At 73.0% G+C, this 12,800-nt stretch carries 11 protein-coding genes; 7 read left to right on the plus strand and 4 right to left on the minus strand.

What is annotated here, in order from left to right; all coding sequences use genetic code 11:
• Window positions 1-36 precede the first annotated feature (36 nt).
• Window positions 37-1,698, plus strand: coding sequence for an alpha/beta hydrolase (locus ACFY8U_RS26560; protein WP_389574398.1), 1,662 nt, complete (start codon window positions 37-39; stop codon window positions 1,696-1,698).
• Window positions 1,699-1,706: 8 nt separating this feature from the next.
• On the opposite strand, the gene hemQ is transcribed toward ACFY8U_RS26560, so the two are convergent.
• Both hemQ and hemG read right to left on the minus strand, forming a co-directional pair.
• The gene (hemQ, locus tag ACFY8U_RS26565; protein ID WP_361441022.1) at window positions 1,707-2,420 is read right to left on the minus strand and encodes a hydrogen peroxide-dependent heme synthase; all 714 of its coding nucleotides are present in this window, start codon (window positions 2,418-2,420) and stop codon (window positions 1,707-1,709) included.
• A gap of 17 nt (window positions 2,421-2,437) precedes the next feature.
• Window positions 2,438-3,913, minus strand: coding sequence for a protoporphyrinogen oxidase (hemG, locus tag ACFY8U_RS26570; protein ID WP_389574401.1), 1,476 nt, complete (start codon window positions 3,911-3,913; stop codon window positions 2,438-2,440).
• Between the two features lie 128 nt (window positions 3,914-4,041).
• Between hemG and ACFY8U_RS26575 the strand changes: the two genes are divergently transcribed.
• The 3 genes from ACFY8U_RS26575 to ACFY8U_RS26585 all read left to right on the plus strand — a co-directional run bounded on the left by ACFY8U_RS26575 (window position 4,042) and on the right by ACFY8U_RS26585 (window position 6,869).
• Window positions 4,042-4,953 (plus strand): DUF4349 domain-containing protein, encoded by a 912-nt coding sequence (locus ACFY8U_RS26575; RefSeq protein ID WP_389574403.1) that lies wholly within the window; start codon window positions 4,042-4,044, stop codon window positions 4,951-4,953.
• 54 nt (window positions 4,954-5,007) lie between these two features.
• Window positions 5,008-6,381, plus strand: coding sequence for an FAD-dependent oxidoreductase (locus tag ACFY8U_RS26580; RefSeq protein ID WP_389574405.1), 1,374 nt, complete (start codon window positions 5,008-5,010; stop codon window positions 6,379-6,381).
• 65 nt (window positions 6,382-6,446) lie between these two features.
• A complete protein-coding gene (locus tag ACFY8U_RS26585) occupies window positions 6,447-6,869 on the plus strand; it encodes a hypothetical protein (RefSeq protein ID WP_361602159.1) in 423 nt (140 codons plus the stop codon).
• A gap of 60 nt (window positions 6,870-6,929) precedes the next feature.
• On the opposite strand, the gene hemE is transcribed toward ACFY8U_RS26585, so the two are convergent.
• Complete coding sequence (hemE, locus tag ACFY8U_RS26590; RefSeq protein ID WP_361441007.1) at window positions 6,930-8,006, minus strand: uroporphyrinogen decarboxylase; 1,077 nt, start codon at window positions 8,004-8,006, stop codon at window positions 6,930-6,932.
• Between the two features lie 91 nt (window positions 8,007-8,097).
• On the opposite strand from hemE, the gene ACFY8U_RS26595 reads away from it, so the two are divergent.
• The 3 genes from ACFY8U_RS26595 (at window position 8,098) to ACFY8U_RS26605 (ending at window position 11,377) form a co-directional block, all read left to right on the plus strand.
• Window positions 8,098-8,778 (plus strand): DUF3000 domain-containing protein, encoded by a 681-nt coding sequence (locus tag ACFY8U_RS26595; RefSeq protein ID WP_361441004.1) that lies wholly within the window; start codon window positions 8,098-8,100, stop codon window positions 8,776-8,778.
• A 529-nt stretch (window positions 8,779-9,307) separates the two neighbouring features.
• Window positions 9,308-9,973 (plus strand): LuxR C-terminal-related transcriptional regulator, encoded by a 666-nt coding sequence (locus ACFY8U_RS26600; protein ID WP_389574408.1) that lies wholly within the window; start codon window positions 9,308-9,310, stop codon window positions 9,971-9,973.
• 117 nt (window positions 9,974-10,090) lie between these two features.
• Window positions 10,091-11,377 carry a ribonuclease D gene (locus tag ACFY8U_RS26605; RefSeq protein ID WP_389574411.1) on the plus strand — a complete coding sequence of 429 codons (1,287 nt, stop codon included), beginning with the start codon at window positions 10,091-10,093 and terminating at the stop codon, window positions 11,375-11,377.
• A gap of 43 nt (window positions 11,378-11,420) precedes the next feature.
• Here the strand turns inward: ACFY8U_RS26605 and ACFY8U_RS26610 are convergent, their stop codons facing one another.
• Window positions 11,421-12,548 carry an alpha/beta fold hydrolase gene (locus ACFY8U_RS26610; protein WP_389574414.1) on the minus strand — a complete coding sequence of 376 codons (1,128 nt, stop codon included), beginning with the start codon at window positions 12,546-12,548 and terminating at the stop codon, window positions 11,421-11,423.
• Window positions 12,549-12,800 lie beyond the last annotated feature (252 nt).

Consider the following 12,800-nt stretch of genomic DNA (forward strand, 5'->3'; position numbering starts at 1 on the left):
TTACAAGGGGCGGCCGCTCGTGCCAACGATCCTGCCGTGAAAGCCCTCGCGTTGACCGGAACCGTCGGGTCGTTGCTGCTGACCTCCCTCACCGCCGCACCCGCCCCCGCCCAGGACGCCCCGCCCGCCGACAGCGGCGGCACCGTCGTCGCCGCCCGCCGCGCGGCCGCCGAAGGCATCCGCTTCGGCGGCTGCCCGGCGGACGAGAAGCTGCCGCCGTCCGTCCAGTGCGGCACCGTCCGGGTCCCCCTCGACTACGCGGACCCCGGCGGTGCCCGGATCCCGCTCACCGTCAGCCGGATCAAGGCCTCGGGCCCGGCCGCCGACCGTCAGGGCGCGCTCGTCTTCAACCCGGGCGGCCCCGGCGCCTCTTCGACGTACTTCCCCCTGGTCGCGGAGGTCCCGGCCTGGAAGCGGATCGCCGCCGCGTACGACCTGGTCGGCTACGCCCCGCGCGGGGTGGGCGCCTCCGCCCCGGTCTCCTGTCAGGACCCCGCCGACCGCCCCAAGGGCCCCACCCCGGCGCCCACCCACCCCTCCGAGGTCTTCAAGCGCGAGCGGATCGCCCGCGCGAAGACGTACGCGCGGGGCTGCGCTACCCGCACCGGCACGGCCTTGCGGCACTACCACTCGCTCAACAACGCCCGTGACCTGGAGGTCCTGCGGGCCGCGCTCGGCGAGCCGAAGCTGACATACATGGGCGCCTCCTACGGCACGTACTTCGGAGCGCTGTACGCGACGCTCTTCCCGCACCGGGTGCGCCGCATGGTCTTCGACGCACCCGTCCACCCGGCTCCGGAGAAGATCTGGTACGCCAACAACCTCGACCAGTCACGCGCGTTCGAGGGCCGCTGGACCGACTTCCGCACCTGGGTCGCCAAGCACCACAAGGTGTACGGCCTCGGCACCACCGTGCAGGAGGTACAGGAGAGTTACGAGAAGGTCCGCGCCGGACTCGCGGCGCGGCCGGCCGGCGGGCGCGTCGGTCCGGGGCAGCTCCACGGGGCGATGCTCCAGGCCGGGTACCACGACGGTTTCTGGCCACTGCGGGCCACGGCGCTCGCCCGGTATCTGAAGGGCGACCCGAAGCCGCTGATCGAGCAGGCGGCGCCGGACGAGAAGATCACGGCGTCCACGGGCAACGGGGCGGCCGTCTACACGGCGGTGGAGTGCAACGACGCGCCGTGGCCGGAGGACTTCGAGGTCTGGGACCGGGACAACACCCGGCTGGCGAAGGACGCCCCGTTCGAGACCTGGGACAACGTCTGGGCCAATCTGCCCTGCGCGTACTGGAAGGCACCGCGGCAGAGGCCGCTGGACGTACGGACCGGTCCCGGCGTGCTGCCGCCGGTGCTGATCCTGGCCGCCGAGCGGGACGCGGCCACGCCGTACGAAGGAGCCCTCGAACTGCAGCGCAGGCTGGCGGGCTCGGCCCTGGTGACCGAGCGGGAGGCCGGTACGCACGGCATCGGGGGCGGGGCGAACGCCTGCGTCAACGGGTACCTGGAGACCTATCTGCTGACGGGGACCGTCCCGGACGCCGCCGGAAAGACGCCGGTGCGGCGCGCATCGTGCGCGCCGCACCCGGAGCCGGACCCGGTGTCGCTGGAGCGGCGTGCGGAACTCCGTCCGCCGTCTGATCTTCCGGGTCAAGGGGTGACGGCCCGGCAGGCAGCCGGACCGTCACCGAGTCGGTAGGGCGGCCGTCAGGCCAGGCCCGCCACCAGGTCCGCCACGGAGCGGCGGCGACCGGTGTAGAACGGGACCTCCTCGCGGACGTGCATCCGCGCCTCGGAGGCCCGCAGGTGGCGCATGAGGTCGACGATGCGGTGCAGCTCGTCGGCCTCGAAGGCCAGGAGCCACTCGTAGTCGCCGAGCGAGAACGAGGCGACCGTGTTGGCGCGGACGTCGGGGAAACCGCGGGCCATCTTGCCGTGGTCCGCGAGCATCCGGCGGCGGTCCTCGTCCGGCAGCAGGTACCAGTCGTAGGAGCGCACGAAGGGGTAGACGCTCACGTAGTCGCGGGGCGTCTCGTCGGCCAGGAAGGCCGGGATGTGCGACTTGTTGAACTCGGCGGGGCGGTGCAGCGCCATGTTCGACCAGACCGGCTCGAGGGCGCGGCCCAGCTTGGTGCGACGGAAGAGGTTGTACGCGTCCTGGAGCTCGTCGCTCGTCTCGGCGTGCCACCAGATCATGACGTCGGCGTCGGCGCGCAGACCGGAGAGGTCGTACGTGCCGCGGACGGTGATGTCCTTGGCGGCGAGCTGGTCGAACAGCTCCTGGACCTCGTCGGCGTAGCCGGCGCGGTCCTCGGGCAGGTTGTCGCGCAGCTTGAACACAGACCACAGGGTGTAGCGGATGACCTCGTTGAGGTCCTTCGCCTTCTTACCGGCGTTCGGGATCTTTTCGGGCGCACTCATACGCCTATTCTCGCCCGTCACGGACAGTGCCCTGCACCAGGGTGGGTGGTTTCCGACGTGGCGATGATCTCGTCGGCGAACCCGGCCGCGATCTCGTCGGCCGCGCGGTGGCCCGAGGCGACGCAGGCGGGGATGCCGACGCCTTCGTACACGGCCCCCGCCACACGCAGCCCGGGGACCTCGGCGACGGCGTCGTGGATGCGGGCGACGCGGGCGAGATGGCCGACGGGGTACTGCGGGAGGCCGCCGGTCCAGCGGGTGACGGTGGTGGCGACGGGCTTGGCGGTCAGCCCGGCGGCCGCGGCGAGGTCCTTCAGGGAGGCCTCGACGAGGTCGGCGTCGTCGCGGAAGACCTGCTCCTCCTCGCCGTAGCGGCCGACGGAGGTACGGAGGACGAAGAGGTCGGGGGCGCCGTCGGCGACCCACTGCCACTTCTGGCTGGAGAAGGTGGACGCCTTGATGGTGTGTCCGTCGACGGGCGGTACGAGGAAGCCGGAGCCGGGCAGCGCGCGGACGTCCTGCCGGCGGAAGGCGAGGGTGACGAGCGCCATCGAGGCGTACTCGACGGTCCCGAGCTCGCGGGCGGCCACGGGTGCCTCGGCCGCGAGGAGCTCGGCGGCGGCCCAGGCGGGCGCGGCGACGACGACCGCGTCGGCGAGGAACTCCCGGCCGCCGGCGGCGACCCGCCACTGTCCGTCCACCGCGCGGCGCAGCTCGGTCACGGGCATCAGGGTCAGGATCTCGCCACCCGCCGAGCGGATCGCCGTGGCGACGGCCTCCGGGAGGGTGCCGATGCCGCCCTCGATGCCCAGGAAGGCGGAGCCGCCGAGGCCGGTGGCCGCGCCCGCGGCGTCGGACGGGGTCGCGGCGCCCGCGCGCTGGACGGCGTGAACGGCGTCGGTGAGCGTCGGGTGGGTGCAGGCGGCGGCGAAGAGCGCCGGAACGGCGGCCCGCATCGAGATGCGGTAGGCGTCGCCGGCGTACACCCCGCCGAGCAGCGGCTCGACGAGCCGGTCGACTACCTCGTGGCCCATCCGCTCGGCGACGTACGCGCCGATGGCGATGTCCTCGCCGATCTCGGCGGGGGGCAGTTCACGGTCGCGCGCGACCTGGCGCAGGCCCTCGTCGGAGAGGAGTTCGGTGAGTGCGGCGGCGTCGCCGGGGACGCCCATGACGTGGCCCTTGGGCATCGGACGCAGCGCGCCGCGGGTCCAGACGGAGGCGGTGGTCGTGGCGGGCGGCCGGAGCCGGTCGCCGAGGCCGACGGCCCGGGCGAGCGCGATCGCCTCGGGCCGGCGGGCGAGGAGCGACTCGGCGCCGAGGTCGACGGGGGCGCCGGCGATCTCCCCGGCGAGCAGCTTGCCGCCGAGCCGGTCGCCGCCTTCGAGCAGCGTCACCCGGAGCCCGGCCGAGACCAGACGGTGGGCGGCCGCGAGACCGGCGATACCGCCTCCGACGACGACGACATGCCTGGTCCTGGTGTCCGCGTTCATGGCTCCACTCTCTCAAACCCGTTCCGAGGCCAGAACGTGACCGCATCGCTACCGCCCGGGGGAAACCCGTACGCCCCTCCGCCGCGTCGAACCGGCACCACTCGTCACCATCCCAGGGGGGATATTCCATGCGTGGAGCACGAAGAGCGGCTGTGGCGCTGCTGACGGTCTCGTTGGCGCTGACCGGCTGCGCCGGGGGCGCGTCGGACAGCGGTGGGGACAGCAAGGCGCTGAGCGAGGCGAAGTCCGCCGAGGGCGCGGGCGCGGCCGACCGGGGCTACGAGGCGGGCAAGGGGGCCGCCGCGGACACGAAGGCGCCGGCCCCGGCGCCCCAGCGGCAGCACGTCATCCGGACCGCCGAGCTGGCCGTGGAGGTCGAGGACGCGACCAAGGCGCTGGCCACCGCCCGGCGGGTGACCGAGGGCGCGGGCGGCCATGTGGCCAACGAGTCGACCGAGCGGGTCGACGAGACGCACGTGACCTCGCGGGTGGTGCTGCGCGTGCCGCAGGAGTCGTACGACTCGGTGCTCACGGAACTCGCGGGCACGGGCCGGCTGCTGTCCCGGAAGGCGGACGCGAAGGACGTCACCGAGCAGGTGGTGGACGTCGAGAGCCGGATCGCGACGCAGCGGGCGAGCGTCGACCGGGTCCGCAAGCTGATGGACCGGGCGACGCGGCTGAGTGACGTGGTCACGCTGGAGGGCGAGCTGAGTCGCCGTCAGGCCGATCTGGAGTCGCTGCTGGCCCAGCAGGCCTCGCTGAAGGACCGTACGACCATGGCGACGATCACCCTCGAGCTCATGGAGGAGGAGAGCGAGAAGGCGTCGGACTCCGAGGACCGGCCGGGCTTCCTCGACGCCCTCGGCGGTGGCTGGAACGCGCTGGTCGCGGCGCTGGCCTGGGCCGGGATCGTCCTGGCGGCGACGGCTCCGTGGCTCGCCCTGGCTCTCGTCGGCTATCTGGTGTGGCGGCTGCTCGTCCGGCCGCGTCGCTCGGCGCGCCGTGCGGAGCGCGAGCCTGCCGAGGAGCCCGGCGACTGAGCCGATGGGCGCGAAGCGCGCCCGGAGGCGGACCGGGCCCTGAAGAATAGGGCCATGAGCGAACGACTGGTGGTCATCGGCGGAGACGCGGCGGGCATGTCCGCCGCGTCTCAGGCACGCAGGCTCAAGGGCCCGGAGGAGCTGGAGATCGTCGCGTTCGAGCGCGGTCACTTCTCCTCGTTCTCGGCCTGTGGCATTCCGTACTGGGTCGGTGGCGACGTCGCCGAGCGCGACGAGCTGATCGCGCGTACCCCGGAGGAGCACCGGGCGCGGGACATCGATCTGCGGATGCGTACGGAGGTCGTCGAGCTGGACGTGCCGGGGCAGAGGGTGCGCACCCGCGATCTGGAGTCGGGGGCCGAGTCGTGGACGGGCTTCGACAAGCTGGTGATCGCGACCGGCGCGCGGCCGCTGCGGCCGCCGCTGCCGGGGATCGACGCGCCGGGTGTGCACGGTGTGCAGACGCTGGACGACGGGCAGGGCCTGATCGACTCCCTGGAGCGTACGGAGGGCCGGCGGGCGGTGGTCGTTGGCGCCGGGTACATCGGCGTGGAGATGGCCGAGGCGCTGCTGAACCGGGGCTACGAGGTGACCGTCCTCAACCGGGGCGAGCAGCCGATGGCGACGCTCGACCCGGACATGGGGCGCCTGGTCCACCAGGTGATGGACGGCCTCGGGATCAGGACGGTCGGCTCGGCGGCCGTCACCAAGATCCTCACGGGGGACGACGGCCGGGTGCGGGCGGTGGCGACGGACGACGCCGAGTACCCGGCCGACGTGGTGGTCCTCGGGATGGGCGTGGTGCCGGAGACGCGCCTGGCGGAGGCGGCCGGGCTGCCGCTGGGTGTGTACGGCGGGCTGCTCACCGATCTCGCGATGCGGGTGCGGGGCCACGAGAACATCTGGGCGGGCGGTGACTGCGTCGAGGTGCTGGACCTGGTCTCGGGCCGGGAGCGGCACATCGCGCTCGGCACGCACGCCAACAAGCACGGCCAGGTCATCGGCTCGAACGTGGGCGGCGGCTACGCCACCTTCCCCGGAGTGGTCGGCACGGCGGTGTCGAAGGTGTGCGACCTGGAGATCGCGCGGACGGGTCTGCGCGAGAAGGAGGCCCGGGAGGTGGGCCTGCGGTACGTCACGGTGACGGTCGAGTCGACGAGCCGCGCGGGGTACTACCCGGGGGCGGCGCCTATGACGGTGAAGATGATGGCGGAGCGCCGTACGGGCCGGCTCCTCGGGGTGCAGATCGTGGGCCGTGAGGGCGCGGGCAAGCGGGTGGACATCGCGGCGGTGGCACTGACGGCCGGGATGTCGGTGGAGCAGATGACGGCGCTGGACCTGGGGTACGCGCCGCCGTTCTCGCCGGTGTGGGACCCGGTCCTGGTCGCGGCGCGCAAGGCGGTGGCGGCCGTTCGGGCGGAAGGCTGACCTGACCGGACCACGACACATGGTGACGACTTGCGGCCATTCGGTCACCATGTGTCACTGATCGCATGATCAGACACGCTGTGCGAGCGCTCTGCGCCGCCTCACTCCTGATAGCCCCGTTCGCCCTGAGCACCCCCGCCCACGCGGTCAGCTGCACGGTCAACGGCGTCCCCGTCTCGGGCTCGGTCGTCAACGGAACGGCGGGCCCCGACTTCATCCGCTGTGACGGGCCCCCGTCCTTCCAGGCCGTCCAAGGCCTGGGCGGTAACGACCACATCGTCATCACCAGCGCCGTAGCCGGCCTGGTGGCCGGTGGCGACGGCCACGACTACATCACGGTCGACGCCGGGGTCGCCTCCGGCGGCGCGGTCACCGGCAACGCCGGCAGCGACTTCATCCGCGTCGGCCCCAACGCCGGTGTCGTCGACGGCGGACTCGGGCTGGACTTCTGCCGGGTCGCCTCCGGCAACCCTCCCGTCAACTGCTAGCCCGCCTTCCGCCCGCTGCGCGCCGCCGGGACCGGCGGCGCGCAGCGGCGCGCGGCACGGTCAGACGGCCGTCTTCGTGTGGACGTACTCCACCAGGCGCGTCAGCGCGTCCGGGTCGGTCGTCGGAAGCACACCGTGGCCCAGGTTGAAGACGTGCCCCTCAAGGCCCTCGGCGGCGGCCAGGACCTCGTCCGTCTTGGCCTCGACGGCTTCACGGGTGGAGAACAGCACGGCCGGGTCCAGGTTGCCCTGGAGCGCCTTGCCGGGGCCGACGCGCCGGGCGGCCTCGTCCATCGGGACGCGCCAGTCGACGCCGACCACGTCGGCGCCCGCCTCGCCCATGAGGCCGAGCAGCTCGCCCGTACCGACACCGAAGTGGATGCGCGGGACGCCGTACGAGGCGACCGCGTCGAACACCTTGACGGAGGCGGGCATCACCGAGCGGCGGTAGTCGGCGGGGGCGAGGGCGCCCACCCAGGAGTCGAAGAGCTGGACGGCGGAGGCGCCGGCCTCGATCTGGACCTTGAGGAAGGCCGACGTGATCTCGGCGAGGCGGTCGAGCAGATCGGCCCACAGCTGCGGGTCGCCGTACATCAGCGCCTTGGTGTGCTCGTGGTTGCGGGACGGGCCGCCCTCGACGAGGTAACTCGCGAGGGTGAAAGGCGCGCCGGCGAAACCGATGAGCGGGGTGGAGCCCAGCTCGCCGGTGAGCATCCCGATGGCCTCGGTGACGTAGTGGACGTCCTCGGGGGTCAGGTCGCGCAGTCGGTCGAGGTCGGCGCGGGTACGGATCGGGTCGGCGACGACCGGGCCGACGCCGGGCTTGATGTCGAGGTCGATGCCGATGGCCTTGAGCGGGACCACGATGTCGCTGAAGTAGATCGCCGCGTCCACCTTGTGGCGGCGCACGGGCTGCAGCGTGATCTCGGTGACCAGCTCGGGCCTCATGCAGGACTCGAGCATCGGGATGCCCTCGCGGACCTTCAGGTACTCGGGCAGCGAGCGCCCGGCCTGCCGCATGAACCAGACCGGCGTGTGCGGCACGGGCTCCCGCCGGCACGCCTTGAGGAACGCGGAGTCGTGCGTCCGCGACTGCTGCTTCGTCTGCTGGCCCACGGGGCTGTCATTGGCACTCACGACCAGAATCTTCGCATGTGGCGGGAAGCCGCTCGCCCGGGCCGGGTGTCCCTCCCTGCGCGAGGCCCCCGTTCCGCCTACTCTTCCCCGCATGGCTGCGGCTCAGGGACATTTTTCCGATCATTCCGACGGTGACGGAGGTACGGGCGACACGGAGGCGAACGCGGTGCCCCCCGCATTCCGGCGGGCGGTCGACGCCCTGCGGGCGGCTCGGCTGCGGCCGGAGCTGGAGATCGATCCGACCAGGCCGCCGCAGCGCCTGGCCCCGTACGCGTACGCGCTGGAGGCGGCGGTCGTCGAGGGTGAGGACGATCTGGCCGACGGGCGGCTCGTGCTGCTGCACGATCCGGCCGGGCACGACGCCTGGAAGGGCACGTTCCGGCTGGTGACGCTCGTCCGGGCGGAGCTGGAGCCCGAGATGGCGGCGGACCCGCTGCTCCCGGAGGTCTGCTGGTCGTGGCTGACCGGCGCGCTGGAGGCGCGGGGGCTGGCGTACGGCGAGGCGAGCGGCACGGTCACCCAGGCGGGCTCGCACTACTTCGGCGGGCTGGCCGAGCGCCGTCCGGCGACCCAGATCGAGATCCGGGCGTCCTGGACGCCGCAGGACGCCCTGGGCGGCGCGCCGGACGCGGCGGCGCATCTGACGGCCTGGTCCGATCTGCTCTGCCAGGTCGCGGGCCTCCCGCCGTCGCCGCCCGACCCGGGGGCGGGAACGATCTCGGGCGCGGGGGTCGTCTCCCTGCCCCAGCGCAGGGGCCCGCAGCAGCCGTAGGGAGAGCACCGGGGCAGCCCGAGCGGGCGCCCCGAGGGCCTGCGGGGGGGGCCGGGGAGGGCTGGGAGGCCCTGGGAGGCCACCCCCGGCGGAGGTCTGCCGTAGGGCACGATGGGGGCCCGCGAGGGGCCGGCGCGGATTCGGGCGCGGAGCCCGGCGCCTAGCCCGGCGGGGAGGCCCGGCGCGTAGCCCGGCGGACGCCCGGCGGACGCCCGGCGGAGGCCCGGCGGAGGCCCGGCAAGGGCTTGACCAGGGCTCGACGAGGCCTGATGGAGGCCTTCGGGCAGGGCCCGGCGGCGACCTGATGGAGGCCCCGGCGAGGGTCGGCGGCGGCGTTCGGGTGGAGGCTCACTCGTAGGATGATCGATCACGCGTCCGAATTGCCCGAATTGTTACTCACCAAATCGTGATCTTTCCCTAAAGGCAGGCGGCCCAGCTGCCGAAGAGGTCAATGACCCCTTCACCGCACGGGTTCGCCCCCGGCTTCTTCCCCGAGCCGGCTCCGTCCCGCATCTCCCCAGGAGGCCGTGTGTCCGTTCTCCTCGAGCAGCCCGCAAGCCTGGTCGCCTACCGCCCGAACAAGCCGACGGCCATGGTCGTCGTGGCCGACCCGCGCGTCCGCTCCACCGTCACCCGCCACCTGTGGGCCCTCGGCGTACGCGACGTGATCGAGGCGTCGTCCATCGCGGAGGCCCGTCCTCGCGTCGGCAACCCCCGCGACATCTGCGTGGCCGACGTCCACCTTCCCGACGGCAGCGGCCTGACGCTGCTGTCCGAGACCCGCGCGGCGGGCTGGCCCAACGGCCTCGCCCTCTCCGCGGCCGACGACATCGGCGCGGTGCGCAACGCACTGGCCGGTGGCGTCAAGGGCTATGTCGTCACCGGTACGCGTACCAACATCGGGCACCACTCCCGCCCCGGAGCCGCCCCCATCGGCGCCGCGGCAGCCCGCCTCGGCCACCGCCGCCCCCCGGGTGCTCCGAGCCACCCGGGCGGCTACCGCGAGCTCTCCGGCCGTGAGGTCGAGGTGCTCCGGCTGGTGGCCGAGGGCCAGTCGAACAAGGCGATCGGCGTGTCCATGGGCCTCTCCGCCCTCACCGTGAAGAGCCACCTGGCCCGGATCGCCCGCAAGCTGGGCACCGGCGACCGGGCCGGCATGGTCGCGGTGGCGCTGCGCACCGGAATCATCCACTGAGTCCGCCGAGGCCCCGAACGGGCACCCCGCGCGGTTGACGAAAGATCGGCGCCTGTCGACGGAACGTTCCGGCGTTCTGTCGACAGGCAATTGCCGATTCACAGATACCCTTGACACGTGACCGACGCCCAAGAGACCGCAGCAGACACAGCACTGCGAACCACCGGGGGCGCTCCCCCGGACGACGACGTCCCTGCGAATGGGCTGCCGATCCCCTTGCTGGAGCCCCGTGAGGGCGTTCCGCCCGTCGTGACCACCGCCGAGGGGCTCGCCGAGGTGATCGCCGCGTTCGCCGCGGGCCACGGGCCCGTCGCCGTCGACGCCGAGCGCGCCTCCGGCTACCGCTACGGCCAGCGCGCCTACCTCGTTCAGCTCCGCCGCGAGGGCGCGGGCACCGCGCTCGTCGACCCGGTGGGCTGCCCCGATCTGACCGGCCTCGGAGAGGCGCTCGCGGGGACGGAGTGGATCCTCCACGCGGCGACCCAGGACCTGCCGTGTCTTCGGGACATAGGCATGGTGCCGACCCGGCTGTTCGACACCGAGCTGGCCGGCCGACTCGCGGGCTTCCCGCGGGTCGGACTCGGGGCCATGGTCGAGTCCGTACTCGGCTACGCCCTGGAGAAGGGGCACTCCGCGGTGGACTGGTCCACCCGCCCGCTGCCCGAGCCCTGGCTCCGGTACGCCGCGCTGGACGTCGAGCTTCTCGTCGACCTGCGTGACGCACTGGAGAAGGAGCTCGACCGGCAGGGCAAGCTGGAGTGGGCCCTGCAGGAGTTCGACGCGATCGCCTCCGCCCCGCCCGCCCCGCCGCGCAAGGACCCGTGGCGGCGGACCTCCGGCATGCACAAGGTGCGGCGCCGTCGCCAGATGGCGGTCGTACGGGAGCTGTGGACGGCCCGGGACCGGATCGCCCAGCGGCGGGACGTCTCGCCGGGCAAGGTGCTGAGCGACGCGGCGATCGTGGAGGCCGCGCTCGCGGTGCCGGCGAACGTCGCGGCGCTGACCCTGCTGCCGGGCTTCGGCCACCGGATGGGCCGGCGACAGCTGGAGCAGTGGCAGGCGGCCGTGGACCGGGCGAAGGCCCTCCCGGACAACGAACTTCCCCAGCCCGGACAGCCGGTCGCGGGTCCGCCCCCGCCGCGTGCCTGGGCGGACAAGGACCCGGCGGCGGCCGCCCGGCTCTCGGCCGCCCGTACGGCGGTCTCGGCCCTGGCGGAGGAGCTGAACCTCCCCCAGGAGAACCTGATCACCCCGGACACCGTCCGCCGCGTCTGCTGGGAGCCGCCCGCCGGGGCGACGGCCGAGTCGGTGTCCGGCGCACTCGCCGGGTACGGAGCGCGCCCCTGGCAGATCGAGCTGGTCACGCCGCTGCTCGTGACGGCGTTGGCGAGCGTCGAGGAGTGACCGAAGGAGCCCCCGGCCGCGCGCGGCCGGGGGCTCCGCCGTCCTAGGAGACCGGACTGAGGTCGCCATTGACGGCCATGTCGAAGACGCCCTGGGTCTTGCCGTCGACCTTGAGGTGCTTGAGCCAGTGCTTCGAGAGGTTGTGCACGTTCTTGTGCTGCACCTCCCACACCAGCGAATGGCCCGCGTCGGCCAGCCGGACCATGAGCTTGTGGGAGCCCGCGACGGCGTCGTAGAGCGCGGGGACCGAGACGTTGAGTTCCGGGTTCGTGCTGGGTGGTGACGTGTTCACCGTGGCGTCGGCATCCCCGTACACGATCAGAACCGGCACGCTTCCGCCGAGGACACCGCCCTGCGCCGCCGTCGTCCTGTTCCAGCCCCACCGGACGAAGTTCCGGACACGGCTGAGGCCCTCCGGCGGTCCCCACGTCCTGCCCTCCGGGTCGTTCTCCATGATCGCGGCCCACACCCTCTCGACCATGCCGGGTTCACGCTGGTCCGGTGAGCGCAGCTCCGTGTTCCACCCCGACTCGACACCCCATCTCGTGGTCAGGAACATCGGGAGGCCCGGAAGCGGCAGCGGGCCCAGCGGGGTCGACGTGGCGTCGGGCGGGAAGATCGGCGCCAGCAGGAAGAGGCTGTTCACCCTGGTGGGGTTCTTCACCGCGTACGGCCCCATGCTGAACGCCGCCGCCGACCAGCCGACGAAGGCGACCGTGTCCACGTCGCGCTCTTTGCGGATCCACTCCACGACGGTGTGCAGCTCGGCCTGGTCGCTGTCCGAGTTGTTCAGCTGGAACGCGTAGGTCGCCGGGCCGGGGGTGAAGCCCGGTGGTCGCGGCTTGACGAGGGCCTGATTGGCCTGGCTGCAGTTCCGCGGGTCGTCCATCCTCGGGCGCGGCGACCGCCCGGAGCCCTGGAGGTCCATCATGAAGACGTCGTGGCCGGCCTTCGCCAGCGCCTCGGCCCAGCTGTACGAGGCGTGCTGGAGGTCGAAGCCCGCGAGGACCGGGACGCTCCGGCCGTGCAGCATGAGGACGACCTTGCGCTCCGGGTTCTGCCCCGGCGACGTGTCGTACTTCTCCCGTACGAAGAGGTTGACCATCTCGTCCTTGTTCGCGGGGACGGTGGACTTGTGGGGAACCGGGTGGTCCTTGGTGATGACAGGCATGGAGGTCCGTTCCGTGCGGCGGGTCCCGGGGCTCCTGCCCCGGCGTGACCAGCCTCGACTCGCGGTGCGCCCCTCGCCACGGCACGGCATCGGGCCTGGGCCCATCGGGTTGCGGGACCCTCCGATCGGCGGTCGGCAGATGTGACCTTCGCCGCTCCGGCCCCCGGGGCTGGGCAGCCCGGTTACCCGCAAGTAGCATGGGGGGAGCAAGCGCGCGCTTAGCCGCGTGCGCAGCAGTGCCATCCCGCACCC

Origin of the sequence: Streptomyces sp. NPDC012508, from assembly GCF_042902595.1 — a bacterium.
GTDB lineage: Bacteria > Actinomycetota > Actinomycetes > Streptomycetales > Streptomycetaceae > Streptomyces.

Coding starts and splice junctions, on each gene's coding strand:
- ACFY8U_RS26610 (WP_389574414.1), bottom strand. CDS start 12,548: ATGCCTGTCATCACCAAGGACCACCCGGTTCCCCACAAGTCCACCGTC.
- hemG (WP_389574401.1), bottom strand. CDS start 3,913: ATGAACGCGGACACCAGGACCAGGCATGTCGTCGTCGTCGGAGGCGGT.
- ACFY8U_RS26585 (WP_361602159.1), top strand. CDS start 6,447: ATGATCAGACACGCTGTGCGAGCGCTCTGCGCCGCCTCACTCCTGATA.
- ACFY8U_RS26580 (WP_389574405.1), top strand. CDS start 5,008: ATGAGCGAACGACTGGTGGTCATCGGCGGAGACGCGGCGGGCATGTCC.
- ACFY8U_RS26575 (WP_389574403.1), top strand. CDS start 4,042: ATGCGTGGAGCACGAAGAGCGGCTGTGGCGCTGCTGACGGTCTCGTTG.
- hemQ (WP_361441022.1), bottom strand. CDS start 2,420: ATGAGTGCGCCCGAAAAGATCCCGAACGCCGGTAAGAAGGCGAAGGAC.
- ACFY8U_RS26595 (WP_361441004.1), top strand. CDS start 8,098: ATGGCTGCGGCTCAGGGACATTTTTCCGATCATTCCGACGGTGACGGA.